Raw genomic sequence first — 23,364 nt, 5'->3', positions numbered from 1 at the left:
TTGCTTGACAGTCCGTCCCCGCTGCTGCTGGACGGTCGGCTGGTCCCCGGCTCCGGCGGCGCCTTCCCCACCCTCGACCCCGCGACCGAGGAGGTGCTCGGCGAAGCCGCCGACGCCGACGCGGCGGACCTGGAGGTCGCCGTCGCCGCCGCCCGGCGCGCGTTCGACGAGTCCTCCTGGGCCACCGACGTCGCCTTCCGCGTGCGCTGCCTCCGGCAGTTGCGCGAGGCCCTGCGACGGCACGCCGGCGAGCTGCGCGAACTGACGATCCGGGAGGTCGGCGCGCCGCGCTTCCTCACCTTCGGCGCCCAGCTCGACGCCCCCGTGGACGACCTCGGCTGGTTCGCCGACCTCGCCGAGTCCTACGCCTGGGAGACCGACCTCGGCCGCGCCGAGCCCATGGGCATGCCGAGCCTGCGCCGGGTCGTGCGCGAGCCGGTCGGCGTGGTCGCCGCCATCACGCCGTGGAACTTCCCGCACCAGATCAACCTGGCCAAGGTCGGGCCCGCGCTCGCGGCGGGCAACACCGTCGTGCTCAAGCCCGCGCCCGACACGCCCTGGTGCGCGGCCGCGCTCGGGGTGCTGATCGCCGAGGAGACCGACATCCCGCCCGGGGTCGTGAACGTGGTGACCTCCTCCGACCACGGCATCGGGGCGCGGCTGGCGCGCGACCCGCGCGTGGACCTCGTGTCGTTCACCGGGTCCACCGCGACGGGACGCGCGGTGATGGCCTCGGCCGCCGAGACCCTCAAGAAGGTCTTCCTGGAGCTGGGCGGAAAGTCGGCGTTCGTGGTCCTGGACGACGCCGACCTGCGCGCGGCCTGCTCGTACGCGGCGTTCGCGGGCGTCACCCACGCCGGGCAGGGCTGCGCCATCACCACGCGGCTGCTGGTGCCGCGCGCCCGGTACGACGAGGCCGTCGAGATCACGGCGAAGACGCTGCGCAAGCTCGGCCCAGGTGATCCGCAGGACGACTCCACCATCTGCGGGCCCGTCATCTCGGCCCGGCAGCGCGAGCGCGTGGAGGGATACCTGGAGCTGGCGCTCAAGGAGGGCGGCGCGTTCGCCTGCGGCGGCGGGCGGCCCGCGGACCGGGACCGGGGGTTCTGGATCGAGCCGACGCTCATCACCGGCCTCCCCGAGCAGGCGCGGACCGTCCGGGAGGAGATCTTCGGGCCGGTCCTGGTGATCCTGCCGCACGACGGCGACGACGACGCCGTCCGCGTCGCCAACGACTCCCCCTACGGGCTGTCGGGCGCGGTGCACGGCGGCGATGTCGACCGGGCCCGCGCGGTCGCGGCGCGGCTGCGCACCGGGACCGTCAGCGTCAACGGCGGCGTCTGGTACGGCGCGGACGTCCCGTTCGGCGGCTACAAGCAGTCGGGCGTCGGCCGCGAGATGGGCGTGGCCGGGTTCGAGGAGTACCTGGAGACCAAGGCGATCGCGGAGGGCACCACATGAGGTTCGAGGGGAAGGTCGCGATCGTCACCGGCGCGGCGGGCGGCATCGGCGAGGCGTACGCGCGGGCGCTGGCGGCGGAGGGCGCGCACGTCGTGGTCGCCGACGTGGACGAGCGCGGGCAGGCCGTCGCCGACGACGTCAAGGGCCTGTTCGTCCGCACCGACGTGTCCGACCCGGCGTCGGTCGAGGCGATGGCCGCGGCGGCGGCCGAACGGTTCGGCGGCGTCGACCACCTGGTCAACAACGCCGCCATCTTCGGCACCATGAAGCTGGACTTCCTGTTCACCGTGGACTGGGACTACTACAAGCGGTTCATGGCGGTGAACATGGACGGCGCGCTGCTGTGCGCCCGCGCCGTCGTGCCGCACATGCAGGCGCGCGGCGGCGGGTCGATCGTCAACCAGTCCTCCACCGCCGCCTGGCAGTACTCCGGCTTCTACGGCCTGGCCAAGGTCGGCGTCAACGGCCTCACCCAGCAACTCGCGCACGAGCTGGGCTCGCTCGGCATCCGCGTCAACGCCATCGCGCCCGGTCCCATCGACACCGAGGCCAACCGCACGGTGGTGCCGGGGAACATGTCGCAGAAGATCGTGCGGGACAGGATGGCGCTCAAGCGCATGGGCACCCCCGAGGACCTGGTCGGCGCGTGCCTGTTCCTGCTGTCGGACGCGGCCGCCTGGGTGACCGGGCAGATCGTCAACGTGGACGGCGGCGAGGTGTTCCGCGCATGAGCGTCGGGTTCGTCGGCCTCGGCCAGATGGGCGCGCCGATGGCCGCGCACCTGGCCGGGAAGGGGCTGGTCGTCTACGACGCGCGCCCGGAGGCGATGACCGACCTGGTGAAACGGGGGGCGCGCGCCGCCGCGAACGTGGCCGACGTCGCCCGCGACGCCGAGCTGATCTCGATCATGGTGCGGGACGACGAACAGGTGCAGCAGGTCGCCGACGAATTGCTGCCCGCCGCCCGCCCCGGGACCGTGCTCGCGATCCACTCCACCATCCGTGCCCGCACCGCCGAGGACCTGGCCGCGCGCGCCCGCCCGCACGGGGTGGAGGTGGTGGACGCGCCGGTCAGCGGCGGGTTCATGGGCGCGAGCGCGGGCACCCTCGCCGTCATGGTCGGCGGCTCGGACGCCGCCTTCGAGCGGTGCCGCGAGCCGTTCGGCGCATGGGCCGAGCTGGTGCTGCACATGGGCCCGGTCGGCGCGGGCACCCGCACCAAGCTGGCCCGCAACCTGCTGCACTTCGTGGCGTTCACCGCCGCCGCCGAGGCGCAGCGCCTGGCCGAGGCGTCAGGGGTGTCGCTGCGCAAGCTGGGCCGGGTCGTGCGGCACACCGACGCGATCACCGGCGGGCCCGGCTCGATCATGTTGCGGCCGAGCACCGCGCCGCTGGCCCCCGGCGACGACCTGTACGACATCATGCGGCACGTCCGGGCGCTGGGCGAGAAGGACCTGACGTTCGCCCTGGAGCTGGCCGACGAGCTGGACGTGGACGTCCCGCTCGCCCGCCTCGCCCTGGACCGCTTCGCCGCCGGACTCGGCCTCCCGGAGGACACCGATGGATGAGCGGCGGCGGCGCGGCCTCGACATGATGCGCCAGGTCTACGGCTGGGAGATGGGCGACGCGCCCGGCGACTTCTTCGGCATCACCGTGGACCACCTGTTCGGCGACATCTGGACCCGCGACGGCCTCGGCCTGCGCGACCGGCGGCTGCTGCTCATCGGGATGCTCGCCGGGCAGGGCCTCAACGACGTGCTCGACATCCAGCTCCCGGCCGCCCTGGACAACGGCGAGCTGTCCCCCGACGAGCTGCGCGAGATCGCGATCTTCCTGACCCACTACGTCGGCTGGCCGCTCGGCTCCCGGCTGAGCGTGCAGGTGGACACCCTCATCGCCAAGCGCGAGCGGCGCGAACGCAAGGAGCGCGAGGCCCGTGAGGAGGGCACGGACAGCTAGAGCGGCGAGGTCATCAGGATCGGCCCGCTCACCCCGAACCGCTCCACCCCGCGCCGGGTCAGGTTGACCCGCAGGTCGATCCAGCCCTCCGCCACCGGGCGGCACTCCCCCACCGCACTGGGCAGGTGCAGGCCGCCCACCGACAGCTCCGCGCCGGGCACGTGCACCGGCAGCAGGACGCGCGCCCCGGCGGTGAGCCGCGCGATCGCGCACGAGCCGATCCGCGCGCCGCGCGCCGGGCCGGGGGCGCAGCCGATCAGGGCCGGGTGCCCGGACGGCGCGGGCGCGCCGCCGGTCCCGGCGGCCAGCACGTCCACCACGATCACGTCGCCGGGTTCGGCGCCGACCACCACCAGCGGCCCGCCCGCGCACAGCAGCCGCGCCGAGCCGCCCGTGATCACCTCCGCGGCCGCCGGGATGTCGGGGTGCCAGCGGTCCTGGCCGAGAGCGGCGGGGGCGGCGGGGGCGAGCGAGGGCATCGGGACGAAGGTCCTTCCGGTCGGTTCCGCTGATGCTCCGATCCTGCCGAAAGCCCTGTTTCCGAGCTGTTTCAGCGGTCTGAAGCTTCCGTCACGCGAACATCACCGGCCTCGCGGAACTCGTAGGAATCCGGAGGAACCGGTCGCGCACCGCCCACGTCCAACGTCCATGAGCGCCCGCGTCCTCGCCCCGGCCCTCGCCGTCCCCCTGCTGGTGGCGGGCTGCGCCACCAAGGACGGCGGCCGTCCTCCGGTGACCGCCCCGCCGATGCGGCTGGTCGCCTACGACGGCTGCTCCGACCTGCTGGACGGCCTGCGTGAGGCGACCGCCAAGCAGGTCACCCCGTACGGGCTCGGCGCTCTCACCGTGGAGAAGTCCGACGCCCAGGGCGCGGTGCCCCCCGGCGCCGCGGCCCGTGCCGAGCAAGCGGCGCCGTCCGGGCCGCCGCCCGAGCACTCGCGCACCAACGCCCACGAGGCCGACGCCGACGAGCCCGACCAGGTCAAGACCGACGGCCGCCGCATCGTCACCGTCGCCCAGGGCCGCCTGAACGTCATCGACCCCGCCACCCGCAAGGTCGTGCACAAACTGGCCCTGCCGGGTTCCGGCTCAACAGGCGGCGACCCGCGCCTGCTCCTGCACGGTGACCGTGTGCTGGTGCTGTCGGACGAGTTCCCGCAATTCGGAGCGGCACGCCCCCTGTACGGCCCCGCCCGCCAGCTGACGCGGCTGACGCTGGTGGACCTCTCCGGCACCCCGAAGGTCGTCGGCTCGATGACCGGCGACGCCGCCTACGTGGACGCCCGCCAGACCGGGGCGACCGCGCGCGTCGTCATCCGCAGCACCCCGACCATCGAGTTCCCGTCCCTGCCCCACGGACGCGGTGCCGAGCAGCAGGCCGTCGAGCGCAACCGCGCCATCGTCCGCAAAGCACCGCTCAGCGCCTGGCTGCCTTCCTTCCAGGTGGGCAACGGAAGCAAGACCACCGTCCCCTGCGACCGGGTCAGCCACGCCGCCGGGGCCACCGGCACCAGCGTGCTCACCGTCCTCACCCTCGACCTGACCCGCCCCCTGGGCGACCCCGACCCGGTCTCGGTCGCCGCCGAAGGCCAGACCGTGTACGCGACGGGCCGCGCCCTGTACGTCACCGGCACTCCACCGCGCCCGCTCATCTGGAACGGCAGACCCCAGCAGGCACAGCCGGACGAACGCACCGACATCCACATGTTCAGCCTGCCCGGCACCGGGCGGCCCCGCTACGAGGCGTCCGGCTCGGTGCCCGGCGGCCTGCTCAACCAGTACTCGATGTCCGACGACGGAACGCACCTGCGCGTCGCCACCACCAGCGGCAACGCCGTCCCCGGGGCCACCGGCGGCCGCTCGCAGAGCGCCGTCCGCGTCCTGCGCCGCGACGGCTCCGCGCTGAAAACGGTGGGCACCATCGACGGCCTCGGCAAGGGCGAGCGCATCTACTCGGTGCGCTTCCTCGGCACCGCCGCCTACGTGGTGACCTTCCGCCAGACCGACCCGCTCTACGTCGTGGACCTGAAGGACCCCGCCAAGCCCCGCGTCACCGGCGAACTGAAGATCAACGGATACTCGGCCTACCTGCACCCCACCGCCCCGGGCCGCCTGCTGGGCGTGGGCCAGGACGCCGACTCCCAGGGCCGCGTCAAGGGCACACAGGTGTCGCTTTTCGACGTGTCGGCCGCGCCCCGCCGCGTCGGCGTGCACCACCTGCCGAGGACCGGCAGCGACGCCGAGTTCGACCCGCACGCCTTCCTGTACTGGCCCAAGACCGGCCTGACGGTCCTGCCCGTGCGCGGCCACACCACCGGCGACGGCACCGCCCGCGCCTTGGTCCTCAAGATCGACGGCGACGCGGTCCGCCGCGTCGGCGAGATCGCCCACCCCGGCCGCCAGGACTCCATCACGCGATCACTGATGGTCGGCGACACGCTGTGGACCTTCTCCCCCGACGGCGCCCGCGCCACTGAAACCACCACCGGCACGGTCCGCGCCGGGACGTGGCTCGCCTACTGAGGAATCAGCGCAGGCGGGTCAGCGCAGGCCGGTCAGCGCAGGCCGAGCGGGCGGTTCAGCGCGGTCTGGATCAGGCGGTCCACCAGGGCCGGGTAGTCCAGGCCGGTGGCCGCCCACATCTGCGGGAACGCCGAGGCCGGGGTGAAGCCGGGCATGGTGTTGATCTCGTTGAGGATCCAGCGCCCGTCGGGGGTGTGGAAGAAGTCCACCCGCGCGAGGCCCTCGCAGTCCAGCGCGTCGAACGCCTGCGCGGCGATGCGCTGGACCTCCTCGATCGCGGCGGACGGCAGGTCCGGCGGGATCGCGAGGGTGGTGGCGGAGTCGAGGTACTTGGTCTCGAAGTCGTAGAAGTCCTGGTCGCCGGAGGTGAGCACCTCGGCGGGCAGGCTCGCCTCGGGCGGGTCGTCGCCGACGCCCTGGAGCACCCCGCACTCGATCTCGCGGCCGACGATCGCGGCCTCCACGATGACCTTGGGGTCGTGCTCGCGGGCGGTCTCGACGGCCGCCTCCAGGTCCTGCTCGGCGGTGACGCGGGTGATGCCCATGCTCGACCCGGCGCGCGCGGGCTTGACGAAGACCGGGAAGCCCAGCTCCTTGATCTCGTCCAGCTTGCGCTTGCGCTCGCGCCGCCACTCGCGGTCGCCCACCAGCACGTACGGGCCGACCGGCAGGCCGCGGGCCTGCCACACCAGCTTCATGAAGCCCTTGTCCATGCCGACCGCGCTGGCCAGTACCCCGGCCCCGACGTAGCGGATCCCGGCCAGGTCCAGCAGGCCCTGGATCGTGCCGTCCTCGCCGTAGGGGCCGTGCAGCACCGGCAGCACCAGGTCCACCTGGCCGAGGGTCTCGGGCACCCGGTCCGGCTCGACCACCAGCAGCCCGGCGGCGTCGGGGTCGAACGGCAGCGCCAGCGCGCGGCCCGCGCCGCTCACCTCGGGCAGCCGCCCGTCCTCGATGGCCAGCCGCTGGTCGGCGGGGGCCAGCACCCAGCGGCCGTCGCGGGCGATGCCGACCGGCACCACCTCGTAGCGGTCCCGGTCGATGGCGGCCATGACGGCGCCGGCGGTGACGCAGGAGATGGCGTGCTCGGAGCTGCGCCCGCCGAACACCACCGCCACGCGGATCTTTGAAGCCTGGGACATGATGCCCGACCCTACCGCCGATCAGCCGGGGTCGGCCACGAGCGGCTCGGCGGGCCGGGACCGGGGCACCTGCCCGGCGGCCCGCGCGACGGCGTCCAACGCGTGGGTGAGGGCGCGGATCAGGTCGTCGGCGTCCTCCAGCCCGACGGCGAGGCGCACCGCGCCGGGCTCGACGCCCGCGGCGGCCAGCCCCGCCGCGTCCAGGTGCCGGTAGGTGGTCGAGGCCAGGTGGACGGCCTCGGTGCGGGCGCCGCCGGAGACGTCGGCCGCGCCCAGCGCCTCCACCAGCGCGGGCCCGGCCTCGGAACCGCCGCGCGGGGTGAGCACGACGACCGCGCCGAAGCGGGTGCCCTCGGGCCCGGCGTCGAACAGCTCGCGCGCCAGGCCGTGGCCGGGGTGGCCGGGCAGGCCGGGGTAGGCCACCGACGCCACGGCCGGGTGCCGGGCCAGCGCGGCGGCGACGATGCTGGCGGTGTCGCAGTGGCGGCGCACCCGCAGCGGCAGCGTGGCGAGCGCGCGGCGCAACGCCTGCGCCTGGCCGGGCGCGAGCACCGCGCCGGTCGCGGCGTGGACGCGCCGCACCTCCGCGAGCCGCGCGGGACGGGCGACGACCGCGCCGCCGTGGCCGCCGAGGTAGGGCGTGGCGGTGTGCACGACGAGATCCGCGCCGTGCTCCAGCGGGCGGCACACCACCGGCGTGGCCCAGGTGGACTCGACGGCCAGGACCGCCCCGGCCTGGCGCGCGACGGCGGCCAGCGCGGGCAGGTCGGCGGGCGCGGCGGGCCCGGCCAGCGTCTCGGCCCAGACCAGGCGGGTGGCGGGCCGCAGGGCCGCGCCGACCGCCGCCGGGTCGGTGAAGTCGGCGAAGGTGGCCTGCACGCCGAACCGGGCCAGCGGGCCGGTCAGCAGGGCGCGGACGGCGCCGGACGCCGAGTGCGGCGCGACCACGTGCGCGCCCGCGCCGGCGAACGCCAGGAAGACGGCGGTGGCGGCGGCGGTGCCGGACGCGAACGCCTGCCCGCCGACGGGCTCGCCGAGGCGGTGCCCTTCCAGGGCCGCCAGCCCCGCGGCGAACGCGTCGCCGGGCTCGCCCGGCAGGCCGCCGGTCGGCAGGTGGGCGGCGCGGGTGTTCTCACCTGAGGCGCGGATGTCCGTACGCATCGCGCACAGTCTGTCACACTCCGTAGCGCTCCGGCTTCGGGGAACGCGAGATCAGCGAGATCGCCGCCTCCTTGATCGGCACGTCGCGGTGCAGCACGTTGACCACCGCCTCGGTGATCGGCATCTCCACGTTGTGCTTGCGCGCCAGTTCCAGCACCGGTTCGGCCGACTTGACGCCCTCGGCGGTCTGCTTGGTGACCGCGACGACCTCCTCCAGCGACATGCCGCGCCCCAGGTTCTCGCCGAAGGTGCGGTTGCGCGCCAGCGGCGAGGAGCAGCTCGCGATCAGGTCGCCCATCCCGGCGAGTCCGGCGAAGGTGTGCTCGTCGGCGCCCAGCGCCGCGCCCAGCCGGGCGATCTCGGCGAGCCCGCGCGTCATCAGCAGCGCCTGGGTGTTGGCGCCGAAGCCCAGCCCGACCGACATGCCCACGCACAGGCCCACGATGTTCTTGACCGCGCCGCCCAGCTCGACGCCGATCACGTCGGTGCTGGTGTAGACGCGGAAGTAGGGGGTCATGGTGGCGGCCTGGAGGCGCTCGGCGTTGTCCTGGTCCACGCACGCCGACACCGCCGCGCTCGGCTCCCCGGCGGCGATCTCGCGGGCCAGGTTGGGGCCGGAGAACACCGCGACCCGCTCGGCCGGGACCTGCGCGACCTCGGCGATCACCTCCGACATGCGGCGGGTGGTGCCGAGCTCCACGCCCTTCATCAGGCTGACCAGCACCGCCTCGGGCGGCAGCAGCGGCACCCAGGCGCCCAGGTTCTCGCGCAGGGTCTGCGCCGGGACGGCGAGCGCGACGAAGTCGGCCCCGGCGAGCGCCTCGGCGGGGTCGGTGGTGGCGCGCAGCCCGTCGGGCAGCAGGATGCCGGGCAGGTAGTCGGGGTTCTCGTGCCGTTCGTCGATCGCCTCGACGACGCTCGCGCGGCGCCCCCACAGGGTGACCTCGCCGCCCACGTCGGCCAGCATCTTGGCGAACGTGGTCCCCCACGACCCGGCCCCCATCACGGCGGTGCGGAACGTCACGTGACCTCCTTGCCCTTCGCGTCGCGGTCCTGGCCCCGAGCGACCTGCCCGGCCCCGGCCTCCGGCGCGCTCCCGGCCTCGCGCTCGGCCTCGCGCTCGGCGGCCGCCGAGACGGCCGCGTCGGGCGCGGCCACCGGGTCGGCGGACGGGGCGCGGCGCTCCTCCCGGACCCTGTGGTGATCGTAGAGCTGCCGGGGCGGTTCCTCGCCGCGCAGATCGCCGAGCAGCCCGGCGATCGCGTGCATGATCTCGGCCGTCGCGCGGTGCAGGGTCTCCTTGGTGAGCGGCTCCCCGGCGTAGGCCGACAGGTCCACCGGCGGTCCGGCCGCCACCCGCATGGTCTTGCGCGGGATCGGGTGGAACCCCTTCTTCAGCCTGCCGCGCAGCCCGCTCTGCTCGCCCTTCTTGTAGGGCAGCAGCTCGTGCGCGCCCCAGCTGGCCACCGGGACGACCTGGGCGCCGGTCTTCAGCGCCATCCGCGCCACCCCGGTCTGGCCGGTCATCGGCCACAGCTCCGGGTCGCGGGTGCAGCTGCCCTCGGGGTAGAACATCAGGCACTCGCCGCGCCGCAGCGCCGCCTCGGCGTCGCGCAGCGCCAGCGCCGCGTCGGCGCTGTCGCGGTAGACGGGGATCTGGCCGGTGCCGCGCAGGATCGCCTTGAGCACCGGCACCTCGAACAGCGTGGACTTGGCGAGGTAGACGGGGTAGCGGCCGGACTCGTAGACGAAGTGGGCGAGCGCCAGCGGGTCGGACTCGGAGATGTGGTTGGCCGCGATGATCACGCCGCCGGTGCGGGGCACGTTGCCCCGGCCGCGCCAGTCCCGCCTGAGCAGCCCGTACAGCAGCGGGCGCAGGATGACGATCGTGAACCGCCGCCAGGCCGGCGAATAGCCCTCGCTCACGGCCCTTCCCTCCTCGATCCGAATCCCCGCGCCGGACGTGGGGTGTCCTCAAGTGTCGCGGTTGGGAGCGCATAGTGTCGAGCTGACATGTTTACCGCAGAGCGCGAGGCGCCTTCTCTCCCGTGGTCGCTCGTGGTGCCCGTCAAGGTGCTGGCGCGGGCCAAGACCCGCATGGCCGAGGCCGCCGGGCCGCACCGCGAGGCGCTGGCCCTGGCCGTGGCGACCGACACGGTCGGCGCGGCGCTGCGCTGCGCCCGGGTCCGCGATGTGATCGTGGTCACCGACGACCCGCTGGCCGCCGCCGAGCTGTCGGCGCTGGGCGCGCGGGTCGTCCCCGACGAGCCCGACGTGGGCCTGAACCCGGCGCTGGTCTACGGCGCTGGTCGCGGCCGCGAGTGGTCCCCCGACGCCGGGGTGGGCGCGCTGTCGGCCGACCTGCCCGCGCTGCGGCCCGAGGAGCTGGCGCGGGTGCTGGACGCCGCCGCAGCGGCCCCCGAGGCGTTCGTTCCGGACGCCGCCGGGATCGGCACCACGCTCTACACGGCCCGCCCGGGGGTGCCGTTCGCGCCCGCGTTCGGCGGCGAGTCCCGGGCCGCGCACCGGTCGCGCGGGGCGCGGGAGCTGCTGCTCGACGGCATCGACAGCGTGCGCCGCGACGTGGACACCCTGGACGACCTGAAGGCGGCGCTGGCGCTGGGCCTCGGCCCCCGCACCGCCGCCGTGGCGGCGCTGCTGCCCGCCTCGGGCTCGTTCGCCTAAGGTTGCGCCCATGCAGGCGACCGTGCGCACCTATGACGCCGAGACCCGGTCGGGCAGCGTGCTGCTCGACGACGGGACCGAGCTGCCCTTCGACGCGGCGGCCTTCGACGCGGGCGGCCTGCGGATGTTGCGCTGGGGCCAGCGGGTGCGGCTGGCGCTGCGCGACGGCGCCGTCTGGGTGATCACCCTGGCGACCTTCCCGCTCCCCGACCGTCCCGCCTAGGGCCTCAGAAACACAACAGCGCCCGGGACCGGATCGCTCCGGTCCCGGGCGCCGCCGCGGGAAGTGCCCCTACTTCTTGCCGGCCACCAGGTTCTTGAAGTCGGCGCCGGCCTTGAACTTCGGCACGGACGTCGCGGGAACGTCGATGGTCTTGCCCGTCGCCGGGTTCCGGGCCGTGCGGGCAGGCCGGTCGGCCTTCTCGAACGAACCGAACCCGGTGATCGCGACCTTGTCGCCCTTGGCGACGGCGGTCTGGATCGTCTCCAGGATGGCATCGACGGCCTCGGCGGCGGCCTTCTTGCTGCCGAGCCGCTCGGAGATGGCGTCCACCAGCTCACGCTTGTTCATGGGTTACTCCTCTAGTTCCCCCCTTGCCCGAACGAAACTAAGGGAGCCCAGGCACCGACACAATCACCCCCACGGAAGAGTTCCCGTGTCGCAGGCGTTTTTGTCGGCCTCGCCCCCGTCTCGCCGGGCGCCGGACCGAATCCGGCCACCACGCACGCTATCGGGCACCGGGCGCCCGGCGAAAATCGGCTCCGTGGTCGGCGATGAAGGCGTCCAGTCGGCGGGCGGCCAGGTCGGCGTCCCGCTTGGCCAGGTCGGTGATCGCCAGAAGGTGCCTGATCAGCCGCCTGCGGGGCTCCGGCGGCAGCGGCGCGACGAGCCGGTGCGCCTCGCGCAGCCGCCGCGCCAGGCGGGTCAGCGCCGGGTCGTCCCACTCCGGTCCGGTCCACGGGACCGTGCTCACGCGCATGCCCCCTCACGACGGTCGAGCGTGCCCTCGCACACCAGGAATTGTCCTCGGTGCGCGGGCACGCCCGACCACCCGGGGTACCGGTTTCCGGCGGATCCCCAGGTCAGGAGCCTGACCGGGCGCTGACCGGCGGGGTCACACGGTCGTGGGCAGCCAGCCGGGGCGGGCGCTCTCGAACGCGGTGACGTCGTCGGCGTGCCGCAGGGTCAGGCCGATGTCGTCCAGGCCCTCCAGCAGCCGCCAGCGGGTGTAGTCGTCGATCTCGAACGGGGCCGTCAGGTCCCCGGCGCGCACCTCCCGCCTGTCCAGGTCGACGGTGATCTCGGCCTGGGGGTCGCTTTCGGCGCGGGACTGGAGGGCCTCGACGGTCTCGGCGGGCAGCACGACCGGCAGCAGCCCCATCTTGGTGGCGTTGTTGCGGAAGATGTCGCCGAAGCGCGGGGCGATGACCACGCGGAACCCGTACTGCTGGAGGGCCCAGACGGCGTGCTCGCGGGAGGAGCCGGTGCCGAAGTCGGGCCCGGCCACCAGCACGCTGGCGCCCTGGTACTCGGGCTTGTTCAGCACGAACCCCGGGTCCTCGCGCCAGGCCGAGAACAGGCCCTTGTCGAAGCCGGTGCGGCTGACCTGCTTGAGCCAGACCGCCGGGATGATCTGGTCGGTGTCCACGTTGCTGCGGCGCAGCGGGACCGCGCGCCCGGTGTGGGCGGTGAAGGCTTCCATGGCTTCCGGGCTCCCTTACAGGTCGGCGGGCAGGTCGGCGGGCGCCGCCAGGCGGCCGCGGACGGCGGTGGCGGCGGCGACGGCGGGCGACACCAGGTGGGTGCGGCCGCCGGGTCCCTGCCGGCCCTCGAAGTTGCGGTTGGAGGTGGAGGCGCTGCGCTCGCCGGGGGTGAGCTTGTCGGGGTTCATCGCCAGGCACATCGAGCACCCGGCCTCGCGCCACTCGGCCCCGGAGGCGGCGATGACCTCGTGCAGGCCCTCGGCCTCGGCCTGCTCCTTGACCGCCATCGAGCCGGGGACGACCAGCATGCGGACGCCGTCGGCGACCCGGCGGCCCGCCAGCACGCCCGCGACGGCGCGCAGGTCCTCGATGCGGCCGTTGGTGCAGGAGCCGACGAAGACGGTGTCCACGGCGATGTCGCGCAGCGGGGTGCCCGCCGTCAGGCCCATGTACTCCAGCGCGCGCTCGGCGGCCTGGCGCTCGTCGGGGTCGGCGTAGGCGGCGGGGTCGGGCACGCTGTCGCCGAGCGGCAGGCCCTGGCCGGGGTTGGTGCCCCAGGTGACGAACGGGGTCAGGGTGGTGGCGTCGATCACCACCTCCCTGTCGAAGACCGCGTCGTCGTCGGTGCGCAGGGACGTCCAGTACTCGACGGCGGCGTCCCAGTCGGCGCCCTGCGGGGCGTGCGGGCGGCCCTTCAGGTACTCGAAGGTGGTCTCGTCGGGGGCGATCATCCCGGCGCGGGCCCCGGCCTCGATGGACATGTTGCAGACCGTCATGCGGCCCTCCATCGACAGCGACCGGACGGCCTCGCCGCGGTACTCGATGATGTGGCCCTGGCCGCCGCCGGTGCCGATCTCGGCGATGATCGCCAGGATCAGGTCCTTGGCGGTGACGCCGGCGGGCAGCGCGCCCTCGACGGTGACGGCCATCATCTTGGGCTTGACCTGCGGCAACGTCTGGGTGGCCAGCACGTGCTCGACCTCGCTGGTGCCGATGCCGTGGGCCAGCGCGCCGAACGCGCCGTGGGTGGAGGTGTGGGAGTCGCCGCACACCACCGTCATGCCGGGCTGGGTCAGGCCGAGCTGCGGGCCGATGACGTGCACGATGCCCTGCCCGGCGTCGCCCATCGGGTGCAGCCGGATGCCGAACTCGGCGCAGTTCTTGCGCAGCGTCTCCACCTGCGTGCGCGACACCGGGTCGGCGATCGGCTTGAGCAGGTCGGTGGTGGGGACGTTGTGGTCCTCGGTGGCGATCGTCAGGTCGGGGCGGCGCACCGGGCGGTCGTTCAGCCGCAGCCCGTCGAACGCCTGCGGGCTGGTCACCTCGTGCACCAGGTGCAGGTCGATGTAGAGCAGGTCCGGTTCGCCCTCGGCACGTCGCACGACGTGCGCGTCGTACACCTTCTCGGCCAATGTGCGGCCCATCGCTCCACCTCACCTGATGTCGGCGGCGGCGCTCCGCTGCGCCGCCCGTCACGGGGACCTCGACTTGCATCTCAAATTACGAGACGGCAATATCAAGACATGGACAACTCTAGCGGAGTCGGCGTACTTGACAAAGCGGTGCTGGTGCTGAACGCGTTGGAGGCCGGTCCGGCCTCGCTGGCGCAGCTCGTGCAGACCACCGGTCTGGCCCGGCCCACCGCGCACCGGCTCGCCGTCGCCCTGGAGCACCACCGGCTGGTGCACCGCGACACGCAGGGGCGGTTCATCCTGGGCCCGCGCCTCGCCGAATTGGCGGTGGCGGCGGGCGAGGACCGGCTGCTGGCGATGGCGCAGCCGATCCTGGCGCAGTTGCGGGACCTGACGGGCGAGAGCGCGTCGTTGTTCCGGCGGCAGGGCGACGTGCGGGTGTGCGTGGCCGCCGCCGAGCGGACCAGCGGGTTGCGCGACACCGTCCCGGTGGGGGCGGCGCTGCCGATGACGGCGGGGTCGGCCGCGCAGGTGCTGCTGGCGTGGGAGGAGCCCGACCGGATGCACCGGGGGTTGCGCGGGGCCAAGTTCGAGGCGACGACGCTGGCGTCGGTGCGGCGGCGGGGCTGGGCGCAGAGCGTGGGCGAGCGCGAGCAGGGCGTGGGCTCGGTGTCGGCGCCGATCCGGGGCGCGGGCGGCCGGGTGATCGCGGCGGTGTCGGTGTCGGGGCCGCTGGAGCGGCTGACCCGCTCCCCCGGGCGGCTGCACGCCGGGCCGGTGATGGCCGCCGCCGAGAAGATCTCCGAGGGGATGCGCCGCACCACCGGCTGACGTCCCCCGCCCCCGGCCCGTCCCTGCGCAGGGGCGGGCCTTCGTGCTTTAGGGACGCAGAGCCGCCAGCAGGTCTTCCAGGTGGTCGCGGAAGAGGGCGGGCATGTCCACGTGCTCGGGGTCCAGCAGCCACTGCGTCTGGAGCCCGTCCATGAGCGCGATGATCCGGGACGCGTGCGCCTCGGCGTCCAGGCCGGGCCGCAACTCCCCCCGTGCCGCCGCCTCGCGCAGCGCCTGGGCGATCTGCGCGCGGGTGCGGGTGTAGCGGGTGCGGGCCCACGCGCGGGCGGGGTGGTCGTTGGTGACCGCCTCGCTGGTGAGCACAGTGAAAAGGCGCACCAGCTCGGGCGTGCGCGCGTTGTGCTCGACCAGCCGCACCATGCCCGTCAGCAGGTCCAGCCCCGGCGGCGGCCGCCCGGCGTCGTCGAAGAACCGCTCCACGTCGCGCTGGTCACGCAACTCCAGCACCGCGATCAGCAGTTGCTCCTTGGTGCGGAAGTGGTGCAGCAGGCCGGGCTGCGAAAGCCCGGCGCGCTCGGCGACCCGCGCCAGCGAGGTGCCCCGGTAGCCGTTCTCGGCGAACTCCTGCATCGCCACGTGCAGGATCTGCTCGCGTCGCGCGTCGCCGGAGGCGTAGCCGCGCCGCCGGTCCGTCCTGGTCGCCACGGTCCCCCACTCTACGCAGCCGATATGAGTAACGTACGAATAACAAACCTACCGACTACTCGGTAAGCGGGCATAGAGTCGCCGCAGAGCGGCGATCTCCGCCCGTACGTCAAGGAGGCCCGATGACCATCGACGAATCCGATCTGCGCGCGCGGCTCGCCAGGCTCGGCCTGGAGGAGAAGGTCACGCTGCTGACCGGGGCCGACTTCTGGACGTTGCCGCCCATGGCGAAGATCGGGCTGCGGAAGCTGGTCATGTCCGACGGCCCGAGCGGCGTGCGCGGCACCCGCTGGGACGAGCGCGAGCACAGCCTGCTGTTCCCGAGCGCCACCTCGCTCGGCGCGACGTGGGACACGGCCGCCGCCGAGCGCACCGGGCGGCTGAACGGCGCGCAGGCCCGCGACAAGGGCGTGCACATGCAGCTCGCCCCCACCATCAACCTGCACCGCACCCCGCTCGGCGGGCGGCACTTCGAGAACTACGCCGAGGACCCGCTGCTGGTCGCGCGGATCGGCGCGGGCTTCGTGCGCGGCGTGCAGTCGGCGGGCGTCGCCGCGACCGTCAAGCACTACGTCGGCAACGACTCCGAGACCGAGCGCAACTCCTACGACGCGATCATCGACGAGACCACGCTCGACGAGCTGTACCTGCGGCCGTTCAGGGAGACGGTGTCGGCGGGCGCGTGGGCGGTCATGGCCGCCTACAACGCGGTCAACGGCCCGACCATGACCGAGCACGGGCACCTGCTCACCGACGTGCTCAAGAACACCTGGGGCTTCGACGGCGTCGTGGTGTCGGACTGGTTCGCCATCGGCTCCACCGTGGCCAGCGCCGAGGCGGGCATGGACCTGGAGATGCCGGGGCTGCTGGGCCCGGCCAACCACTGGAAGGACAAGCTGGTCGCAGCCGTCCGTGACGGCAAGGTCGCCGAGGAGCTGATCGACGACAAGGTGCTGCGCGTGTTGCGTCTGGCCGCCCGCACCGGCGCGCTGGAGGGCTACGACGTCCCCGCGGGCGTCACTACCCCCGACGATGCCCGCGCGCAACTGCGCGAGCTGGCCGCTCGGTCCATGGTCGTGCTGCGCAACGAGGGCGGCGCGCTGCCGCTGGCCGCGCCGCGCCGGATCGCGCTGATCGGCCCGAACGTGCGCCGCTTCGGCGCGCAGGGCGGCGGCAGCGCGCACGTCAACCCGGCCGACCAGGTGCTGCCGGAGGAGGGCCTGCGCGAGGTGTTCGGCGACGCCGAGTTCTCGGTGCACGCGGGCGTCTACCCGCACGAGCGCCTCGCCCCGCTCCCGATCGGCCTGTGCACCGACCCCGAGACCGGTGAGCGCGGCGTGCGGGTGACCTACCTGGACGCCGACGGCGGCGTGGTGAAGTCGGAGGCGCGCGCCGCGACCAAGCTGATGTTCATGGAGGGCCTGCCGGAGGGCACCGTCAAGATCGCGGTGGCGGCGAAGGTGCGGGTGGCGGCGTCGGGCGTCCACACGTTCGCGGTGGCGGGCGTCGGCCGCTACGTGCTCACGCTGGGCGAGCAGGTGCACGAGCTGGACGTGCGGCCCGAGGGCGACGACCCGTTCATGGCGTTCCTGGCCCCGCCGGAGCTGCGCGTGGAGACCGAGCAGCAGGCGGGCACCGAGCTGGCGCTGGAGCTGGTCCACACCGTGGACCCGGGCGCGCTGTTCGGCGCGGCGACCTTCGGCGTCAACTACTTCGAGCCGCACCTGCCCGAGGACGAGGAGCTGGCCGCCGCCGTCGCCGCCGCCCGCGCCGCCGACGTGGCGGTCGTGCTGGTCGGCACCAACGACGAGGTGGAGAGCGAGGGCTTCGACCGCACGACGCTCGCGCTGCCGGGCCGCCAGGACGAGCTGGTGTCGGCGGTGGCCGCCGCCAACCCCCGCACCGTCGTCGTGGTCAACGCCGGTTCGCCCGTGCTGATGCCCTGGCGCGACGAAGTCGCGGCGCTGGTGTGGGCGTGGTTGCCGGGCCAGGAGGGCGGCGGCGCGATCGCCGACGTGCTGGCCGGTGCGCGGGAGCCGGGCGGGCGGCTGCCCACCACGTTCCCGGCGAGCGAGGAGAACATCCTGCTGCCGTGGCCGAAGGACGGCGTGCTGGAGTACGCCGAGGGCACCGCGATCGGGTACCGGCACTACTCCCCCGAGGACGTGGCGTTCCCGTTCGGGCACGGCCTCGGCTACACGACCTGGGAGTACGAGGCGCTGACGGTGTCGGGCGGCGTCGCCGAAGTGACGATCAGCAACTCCGGCGGGCGTGACGGACGCGAGGTCGTCCAGGTCTACGCCTCGGGCGAGGGCGTGCCGATCCGCCTGGCGGGCTTCGCCGTGGCCGACGTCTCCGCCGGTGAGAGCACGACCGTGCGCGTCGAGCTGGACGAGCGGCTGCCCGCGTCCGCCACCCGTCTCCAGGCGGGCCGGTCGATCGCCGACCTGCGCCTGGAGACCCGGGCCTGACGGAGGATCAGAGGTCGAGGGGGCGGTAGAGCGGGATCTCCGCCTTCTCCAGCTCCTCGCGCAGCGCGAAGTAGGCGTCGCCGAAGGGGTCCTCGCCGGTCAGCGGCATCAGGCCGCGCCGGATCGCCACGTCGTGCGGGGCGAGCGCGGCGGCCGCGCCGACGTGGCGCAGGGCCGCTTCGCGGCGGCCGTCGCGGGCCAGCCAGATGGCCAGGCGGGCGTGGGCGCGGGCGCGCTGCTCGTCCTCGGTGGGGACGCGCAGCAGCTCGCGGGCCTGCTCGGCGGTCAGCCCGGCGTCGCCCTCCAGCACCCAGCGGCGCAGCGCGGCGTAGGACGCCTCGGAGTCCAGGCCGTTCATCGACCGGAACAGGTCGGTGGCGGTCTGGGTCTCCTGGGGGCGGGCGACGCGGCCCTGCTCGTCCACCCACACCACGGTCGGGACGTTGACGACGTCGTACCGCTCCGCGACCGCGCCCTCGGCGTCGATCAGCGCGGGGTGGGCGGGCGCGGCCTCCTCGATCCACGGGCGGGCGTCCTCCGGGGACCGGTCGCAGGCGATGGTGACGACGGTGAAGCCGTGCTCGGCGAGGGCGGCGTGCCGTTCCTGCCAGGCGGGCAGGTCGTAGCGGCACCCGCACCAGGACGCCCAGAACACCAGCGCCACCTTGCGGCCCCGGAAGTCGGCGAGCGAGACGCCGTCCAGGGTGAAGTCCGGTGCCAGACCCGTGGCGGGGCCCTGCGGCTTGTCGGCGAACGCGACGGCGCGCTCGGCCTCGTCGACGACGGCGACCTGGCCGGTCAGCCCGGCGAACGCGGCCACGTCCACCCCGTCCGGCGTCTCGGCCTCGGCTGCGCGGAAGGCGGGCAGGCACGCTTCGCCCCGGCACCAGCCGTGCGGCTTGCGCTCCCAGCCGAGCAGGGGGCGGTCGAGCGGGGCGAGCAGGCGCCCCCGCGCGTCCGGACGTGCGTCGAGATCGAAGTCGCGGTCGGCGGTCACGGCGGTGAACACGGCGCCCCCTCTTTGTTGGATAGTGGCGATATCCAATAGTTGGATAGAACTACTATCCAGTCAAGGGGGTAACCGGATGCTGATCTCCGAGTTGAGCGACCGCAGCGGGCTCACCGTGCAGACGATCAAGTTCTACATACGCGAGGGCCTGCTGCCCAAGGGCACGCTGGCCGGTGCCACCCGGGCCAGCTACGACCGCTCCCACCTGGAGCGGCTGCGGCTGATCCGCGCGCTGCGCGAGCTGGGCGACCTGCCGGTCTCGGCCATCCAGAAGATCGTCATGGCGATCGAGGACGAGGACACCGGGCTGCACGGGCTGTTCGGCACCACGCAGTACGCGCTGGGCCCGCACATCAGCCCGCCCGACGACCCGCACTGGCGCGCCGCCCGGCAGGACGTGGACGCGCTGATCGGCGAGCTGGGCTGGCGCGTCACCGAGCGGGCCCCGGCCCGCGACCTGCTCGCCCAGACCTTCGTGGCGCTGCGCCGCCTCGGCTTCCCGATCACCCTGGCCGACCTGCGGCCCTACGTGCGGGCCGCCACCGACGTCGCCGAGCACGAGATCGCCCGCGTCGCCGACGGCGAGCCGCGCACCCGGACCGTGCACTCGATGCTGGTGTCCACCGTCCTGTACGAGCAGGTGCTGACGGCCCTGCACCGGCTCGCCCAGGAGGACGCGTCCGCGCGGCGGTTCGACGGCTGAGGTGCGACGTCCAGGGCATTGTGTCCGATTTCACGTCGCCCATCCCGTATCATGGGAACCGCAGGTCACACCTCAGGCCACCGGGGCCCGCGACGCCGCCTCCAGCGGTGGAGCCAGTGGACCGCGTCCGTCACGGACTCCCGCCGGGGAGCCGTAGGCAAGGTCGGGCGCACCGGGTCCCGGAGTGGATGTTCTTGCGCTGAACGACGGGACCCCCTCCAGTCCCGCGAGCACAAGGAACACCTCTGATGGCTCATCCCACCCCGGCGCGGAGCTTCGACACCACGTGGTTCATCCGCGCCAGCAAGGCCCTGCTCACCTTCACCGTCGGTGGCTTCGCCCTGTTCGTCGTGTTCGGCAATCTCACCGACTACTGGACGAACTTCAACTTCGTCTCGCACGTCTTCGCGATGGACGCCCAGAAGCCCTCGCTGCGCGAGGTCAGCAACATCAACTACCGGTCCGTCCCGTGGACCTGGTTCCACCACCTGGCCTACGTCGGCGTGATCATCACCGAGGCGGCCATCATGGTCTCCTGCCTGGTGTCGGCCTGGAAGCAGGCCCGCGCCCTGCGCGCGCCCGACGCGGTGTACCGCGAGACCAAGAAGTGGGGCGTCGTCGGCTGCACGCTCGGCCTGTTCCTCTGGTTCTTCGGTTTCCAGGCCGTCGCCGGGGAATGGTTCGGCATGTGGATGAACGAGACCTGGAACGGCATTCCCGACGCGGTACGGCTGTGCACCTACATCGGCGGTGTGCTGATCTACCTCACGCTCGCCAATGACCGCCTCGTTGAGACCGTCGTGGAAAAGACCGGCGGCAAGAAGGCCGTCAAGCAGTCCTGACCTGGAAGTCCGCTCCGGCCGGACCGCTCGCGCGCACGCGGGCGGCCCGGCCTTCGGCGTCTCCGGAAAACAATTCCTGCTTGCCATATAGGAATTACCCAGCAAAAGCCGTCGCCTAATATGAAGCGACTTCACCCCCGACCCGCGCCCGCGTTCTCCGCCCCACCCTTCAAGCCCCGCCCTTCGACATTGCAGAGTGAACCGCCGATGACCGCGATGGACCCCCCGGGCCCGCCGTCCGGCAGGTGGCACGACCGCCTGCTGGCCGAGGGCGAGGACCCCGACCCCCGCTTCACGCTGGCCAACGAGCGCACGTTCCTGGCCTGGATCCGCACCGCGCTGGCGATGATCGCCGGTGGGATCGGGCTGGCGCTCAGCGACCACCTGGTGGCCGGGCCGCTGCGCACGGGGCTGGCGGCCGGGTTGTCGGCCACCGGGGCGCTGGTCGCGGCGCTGGCGTTCCGCCGCTGGTTGCGCACCGAGCGCGCGCTGCGCCGGGCCGAGACGTTGCCGCTGCCCGCGCTCGCGCCGGTCCTGTCCTACGGGCTGGCGATCGCGGCGGTGGTCCTGCTGGTGGCGCTGCTGGCCGCCCGATGAGCCCGCGCGCGCCCCGGGCCCTGTGGGACCACGGGGCGCAACCCGAGCGCACCGCGCTGGCCTGGTCCCGCACCGTGCTCGCGCTGATCGTGGCGGGCCTGGTGTGCGTGCGGTTCGCGCCCACCGCGACCGGGGCGGGGCTGGCGGGCGCGGCGGTGTGCGGCGCGGCGGCGCTGCAACTGCGCCGCGCGGGGCGGCGGCACCGCAGGCGGCACCGGATGCTGGCGGCCGGGCGGCCGGTCGCCGACCCGGTCTCGATCCTGGTGGCCACCGCCGTCACGGTCGGCCTGGGAATAACGGGGACGGTGTTCGCACTGACGTGATCACCGGAAGGGTTCCGAGGGCCGTGCCGGGTCCGCCGACTCTCTACCGTCTTGGTAGGCTTTACTCTCGCTCTTCATTGTTTTCGCAGGTCTGAGGCTTCTCTGTGTCCGAATCCCGCCCGTTCATCAGTCTCGCCACCGATTTCGGCAACGCCTACAGCGCGATCTGCGCCGGAGTGATGTACTCGATCGCCCCGTCGGCCAACGTGCTGGTGCTCAGCGACGAGATCACCCCGTACGCCATCGTCGAGGGCGCGCTGCTGCTGCGCCAGGCGCTGCCGTACCTGCCCGCGGGCGTGCACGTCGGGATCGTCGACCCGGGCGTCGGCACCCCGCGCCACCCGATCGGCGTCGAGACCGGCCGCGGCGACGTGCTGATCGGCCCCGACAACGGGCTGCTGGTCCCGGCCGCCGAGGCGCTGGGCGGCGTCCGCCGCGCCCACCTGCTGGAGAACCCCGCCTACCGGCTCCCCGCCGTCTCCACCTCCTTCCACGGCCGCGACATCTTCGCGCCCGCCGCCGCGCACGTCGCCGGGGGCGTCGACCTGGCCGACCTCGGCCCGGCCGCCGCGCCGATGGAGCTGGCGCTGCCCACCCCCGAGGTCGGCGACGGCGTGCTGACCACGACCGTGCTGTACGCCGACCAGTTCGGCAGCCTGATCCTGTCGGCCGACCGCGCCGACCTGACCGCCGCGCTCGGCGACCTGCCCTACGGCACCGAACTGGAACTGACCTGGACCGCCGCCGACGGCGCGGAGCGTTCGGCGCGGGTGCCGTTCGCCGAGACCTTCGGCGCGGTCGCCCCGGGCGAGCCGCTGGTGTGGGTCGACTCCTCCGGCCGCCTCGGCTTCGCGATCAACCAGGGCGCGGCCAACGCCCGCTTCGGCCTGGTCGCCACCGGCGCCCTGACCCTCCGCACCACCTGAGACCCCACCCGCACCATCCGCACCGCTGACCGTCCGCACCACCGGACAGGCCCGACCCGCTGGAGGCCCGCCATGGCCCGCCGTTCCCTGCTGACCGCCCTCGCCGGGGTGGCCGCGCTCGCCATCGCCGCCACGGCCTGCGCCCCGCAGGAGGACTCGTCCTCCTCCGGCGCGTCGGCCTCGCCCGCCTCCTGCGCCAAGGACCAGCTCAAGCTGGTCAAGGCCGGGCAGCTCACCGTCGCCACCGACAAGCCCGCCTTCGAGCCGTGGTTCAAGAACAACGACCCGTCCAACGGCGAGGGCTTCGAGAGCGCGGTCGCCTACGCGGTGGCGGGCAAGCTGGGCTTCGCCAAGAACGAGGTCACATGGGTGACGCAGTCGTTCGACGCCTCCTACGCGCCCGGTCCCAAGAACTTCGACTTCGACATCAACCAGATCTCGGTCACCCCCGCCCGGCAGAAGGCCGTGACCTTCTCCGACGGCTACTACGACGTGCGCCAGGGCGTGGTCACCATGGGCAACGGCAAGTTCGCCGGGGCCAAGAGCCTGGCCGAGCTGAAGGACGCCAAGATCGGCGTGCAGGTCGGCACCACCTCGCTCCAGGCGGTCCGCGACCAGATCAAGCCGGGCGACGACCCGAAGGTGTTCAACAGCCAGATCGACGTGGTCAACGCGCTGAAGGGCAAGCAGGTGGACGCGGCGGTGCTGGACCTGCCGAGCGCCTTCTACGTCACCGCCGCCCAGGTCGAGGGCTCCAAGATCGTCGGTCAGTTCGACGTCGGCGGCGGCTCGGGCAAGGAGTTCTTCGGCCTGCTCCTCCAGCAGGGCAACACGCTGGTCGGCTGCCTCAACAAGGCGATCGGCGAGCTGAAGTCGTCCGGCGAGCTGGCCAAGATCCAGGACAGGTGGCTGACCGCGGCCGCGGGCGCCCCGGTCCTGAAGTGACGGTG

The 23,364-nt window shown here is 73.6% G+C and carries 26 protein-coding genes; 15 read left to right on the top strand and 11 right to left on the bottom strand.

All coding sequences use genetic code 11. The features are described from left to right. The 4 genes from AH6_RS19125 to AH6_RS19110 are packed head-to-tail and all read left to right on the top strand — an operon-like array spanning position 1 to position 3,419. Positions 1–1,461: an aldehyde dehydrogenase gene (locus AH6_RS19125; RefSeq protein ID WP_157431565.1), complete on the top strand. Its 1,461-nt coding sequence runs from the start codon at positions 1–3 to the stop codon at positions 1,459–1,461. Further along, entirely contained in the window at positions 1,458–2,192 is a 735-nt protein-coding gene (locus AH6_RS19120) for an SDR family oxidoreductase (RefSeq protein WP_067481666.1), read from the top strand. Before AH6_RS19125 ends, AH6_RS19120 begins: the two co-directional genes overlap by 4 nt. Further along, positions 2,189–3,028, top strand: coding sequence for an NAD(P)-dependent oxidoreductase (locus tag AH6_RS19115; protein WP_067481664.1), 840 nt, complete (start codon positions 2,189–2,191; stop codon positions 3,026–3,028). Before AH6_RS19120 ends, AH6_RS19115 begins: the two co-directional genes overlap by 4 nt. Beyond that, complete coding sequence (locus AH6_RS19110; RefSeq protein ID WP_067481661.1) at positions 3,021–3,419, top strand: carboxymuconolactone decarboxylase family protein; 399 nt, start codon at positions 3,021–3,023, stop codon at positions 3,417–3,419. The genes AH6_RS19115 and AH6_RS19110 overlap by 8 nt, the downstream gene beginning before the upstream one ends. Here AH6_RS19110 and AH6_RS19105 read toward each other — a convergent pair. Next, the gene (locus AH6_RS19105) at positions 3,416–3,898 is read right to left on the bottom strand and encodes an acetamidase/formamidase family protein (protein ID WP_067481655.1); all 483 of its coding nucleotides are present in this window, start codon (positions 3,896–3,898) and stop codon (positions 3,416–3,418) included. The genes AH6_RS19110 and AH6_RS19105 overlap by 4 nt on opposite strands. Before the next feature lie 169 nt (positions 3,899–4,067). Between AH6_RS19105 and AH6_RS19100 the strand changes: the two genes are divergently transcribed. Further along, positions 4,068–5,942 (top strand): beta-propeller domain-containing protein, encoded by a 1,875-nt coding sequence (locus AH6_RS19100; RefSeq protein WP_067481654.1) that lies wholly within the window; start codon positions 4,068–4,070, stop codon positions 5,940–5,942. 32 nt (positions 5,943–5,974) lie between these two features. On the opposite strand, the gene AH6_RS19095 is transcribed toward AH6_RS19100, so the two are convergent. From AH6_RS19095 to AH6_RS19080, 4 genes are read right to left on the bottom strand one after another with little or no spacing between them, the layout of a single operon-like run. Continuing rightward, positions 5,975–7,084, bottom strand: a complete 1,110-nt coding sequence (locus AH6_RS19095) for a D-alanine--D-alanine ligase family protein (RefSeq protein WP_067481653.1) — start codon at positions 7,082–7,084, stop codon at positions 5,975–5,977. Positions 7,085–7,105: 21 nt separating this feature from the next. Next, complete coding sequence (locus AH6_RS19090; protein WP_067481652.1) at positions 7,106–8,245, bottom strand: trans-sulfuration enzyme family protein; 1,140 nt, start codon at positions 8,243–8,245, stop codon at positions 7,106–7,108. 13 nt (positions 8,246–8,258) lie between these two features. After that, on the bottom strand, positions 8,259–9,248 hold the full coding sequence (locus AH6_RS19085) for an NAD(P)H-dependent glycerol-3-phosphate dehydrogenase (RefSeq protein ID WP_067481765.1): 990 nt from the start codon (positions 9,246–9,248) through the stop codon (positions 8,259–8,261). Positions 9,249–9,265: 17 nt separating this feature from the next. Next, positions 9,266–10,171: a lysophospholipid acyltransferase family protein gene (locus tag AH6_RS19080; RefSeq protein ID WP_083983152.1), complete on the bottom strand. Its 906-nt coding sequence runs from the start codon at positions 10,169–10,171 to the stop codon at positions 9,266–9,268. An 87-nt stretch (positions 10,172–10,258) separates the two neighbouring features. Here AH6_RS19080 and cofC point away from each other — a divergent pair, with 87 nt between their 5' ends. Beyond that, positions 10,259–10,930 (top strand): 2-phospho-L-lactate guanylyltransferase, encoded by a 672-nt coding sequence (gene cofC, locus AH6_RS19075; protein WP_067481651.1) that lies wholly within the window; start codon positions 10,259–10,261, stop codon positions 10,928–10,930. A gap of 10 nt (positions 10,931–10,940) precedes the next feature. Continuing rightward, a complete protein-coding gene (locus tag AH6_RS19070; protein WP_067481649.1) occupies positions 10,941–11,153 on the top strand; it encodes a hypothetical protein in 213 nt (70 codons plus the stop codon). Positions 11,154–11,222: 69 nt separating this feature from the next. Here AH6_RS19070 and AH6_RS19065 read toward each other — a convergent pair whose 3' ends face one another. The 4 genes from AH6_RS19065 to leuC all read right to left on the bottom strand — a co-directional run bounded on the left by AH6_RS19065 (position 11,223) and on the right by leuC (position 14,058). Further along, the gene (locus tag AH6_RS19065; RefSeq protein WP_067481647.1) at positions 11,223–11,501 is read right to left on the bottom strand and encodes an HU family DNA-binding protein; all 279 of its coding nucleotides are present in this window, start codon (positions 11,499–11,501) and stop codon (positions 11,223–11,225) included. A gap of 157 nt (positions 11,502–11,658) precedes the next feature. Beyond that, on the bottom strand, positions 11,659–11,904 hold the full coding sequence (locus tag AH6_RS19060; protein ID WP_067481763.1) for an SCO5555 family protein: 246 nt from the start codon (positions 11,902–11,904) through the stop codon (positions 11,659–11,661). Positions 11,905–12,045: 141 nt separating this feature from the next. Next, positions 12,046–12,633: a 3-isopropylmalate dehydratase small subunit gene (leuD, locus tag AH6_RS19055; protein ID WP_067481645.1), complete on the bottom strand. Its 588-nt coding sequence runs from the start codon at positions 12,631–12,633 to the stop codon at positions 12,046–12,048. A gap of 15 nt (positions 12,634–12,648) precedes the next feature. After that, positions 12,649–14,058 (bottom strand): 3-isopropylmalate dehydratase large subunit, encoded by a 1,410-nt coding sequence (gene leuC / locus AH6_RS19050; RefSeq protein ID WP_067481643.1) that lies wholly within the window; start codon positions 14,056–14,058, stop codon positions 12,649–12,651. Positions 14,059–14,157: 99 nt separating this feature from the next. Between leuC and AH6_RS19045 the strand changes: the two genes are divergently transcribed. Next, positions 14,158–14,877, top strand: a complete 720-nt coding sequence (locus AH6_RS19045; protein WP_083983150.1) for an IclR family transcriptional regulator — start codon at positions 14,158–14,160, stop codon at positions 14,875–14,877. Between the two features lie 48 nt (positions 14,878–14,925). Here the strand turns inward: AH6_RS19045 and AH6_RS19040 are convergent, their stop codons facing one another. After that, on the bottom strand, positions 14,926–15,543 hold the full coding sequence (locus AH6_RS19040) for a TetR family transcriptional regulator (RefSeq protein ID WP_067481640.1): 618 nt from the start codon (positions 15,541–15,543) through the stop codon (positions 14,926–14,928). A gap of 122 nt (positions 15,544–15,665) precedes the next feature. On the opposite strand from AH6_RS19040, the gene AH6_RS19035 reads away from it, so the two are divergent. Then, positions 15,666–18,014 (top strand): glycoside hydrolase family 3 protein, encoded by a 2,349-nt coding sequence (locus AH6_RS19035; protein ID WP_067481639.1) that lies wholly within the window; start codon positions 15,666–15,668, stop codon positions 18,012–18,014. 7 nt (positions 18,015–18,021) lie between these two features. Here the strand turns inward: AH6_RS19035 and AH6_RS19030 are convergent, their stop codons facing one another. After that, complete coding sequence (locus AH6_RS19030; protein ID WP_245679376.1) at positions 18,022–19,023, bottom strand: redoxin domain-containing protein; 1,002 nt, start codon at positions 19,021–19,023, stop codon at positions 18,022–18,024. Between the two features lie 76 nt (positions 19,024–19,099). Here AH6_RS19030 and AH6_RS19025 point away from each other — a divergent pair, with 76 nt between their 5' ends. From AH6_RS19025 to AH6_RS19000, 6 genes are all read left to right on the top strand, one after another. Beyond that, positions 19,100–19,726 carry a MerR family transcriptional regulator gene (locus AH6_RS19025; RefSeq protein ID WP_067481637.1) on the top strand — a complete coding sequence of 209 codons (627 nt, stop codon included), beginning with the start codon at positions 19,100–19,102 and terminating at the stop codon, positions 19,724–19,726. A gap of 248 nt (positions 19,727–19,974) precedes the next feature. Continuing rightward, a complete protein-coding gene (locus AH6_RS19020) occupies positions 19,975–20,568 on the top strand; it encodes a DUF2165 family protein (RefSeq protein ID WP_067481635.1) in 594 nt (197 codons plus the stop codon). Between the two features lie 207 nt (positions 20,569–20,775). After that, positions 20,776–21,165, top strand: coding sequence for a YidH family protein (locus AH6_RS19015; protein WP_067481633.1), 390 nt, complete (start codon positions 20,776–20,778; stop codon positions 21,163–21,165). Continuing rightward, positions 21,162–21,488: a DUF202 domain-containing protein gene (locus tag AH6_RS19010; RefSeq protein ID WP_067481632.1), complete on the top strand. Its 327-nt coding sequence runs from the start codon at positions 21,162–21,164 to the stop codon at positions 21,486–21,488. Before AH6_RS19015 ends, AH6_RS19010 begins: the two co-directional genes overlap by 4 nt. 104 nt (positions 21,489–21,592) lie before the next feature. Continuing rightward, a complete protein-coding gene (locus tag AH6_RS19005) occupies positions 21,593–22,414 on the top strand; it encodes an SAM hydrolase/SAM-dependent halogenase family protein (protein ID WP_067481629.1) in 822 nt (273 codons plus the stop codon). A 72-nt stretch (positions 22,415–22,486) separates the two neighbouring features. After that, positions 22,487–23,359 carry an ABC transporter substrate-binding protein gene (locus tag AH6_RS19000; protein ID WP_067481627.1) on the top strand — a complete coding sequence of 291 codons (873 nt, stop codon included), beginning with the start codon at positions 22,487–22,489 and terminating at the stop codon, positions 23,357–23,359. Positions 23,360–23,364: the final 5 nt, after the last annotated feature.

Origin of the sequence: Actinomadura hibisca NBRC 15177 (assembly GCF_001552635.1) — a bacterium.
GTDB classification, from domain to species: domain Bacteria; phylum Actinomycetota; class Actinomycetes; order Streptosporangiales; family Streptosporangiaceae; genus Spirillospora; species Spirillospora hibisca.
This window is presented reverse-complemented; position numbering and strand designations above follow the sequence as displayed.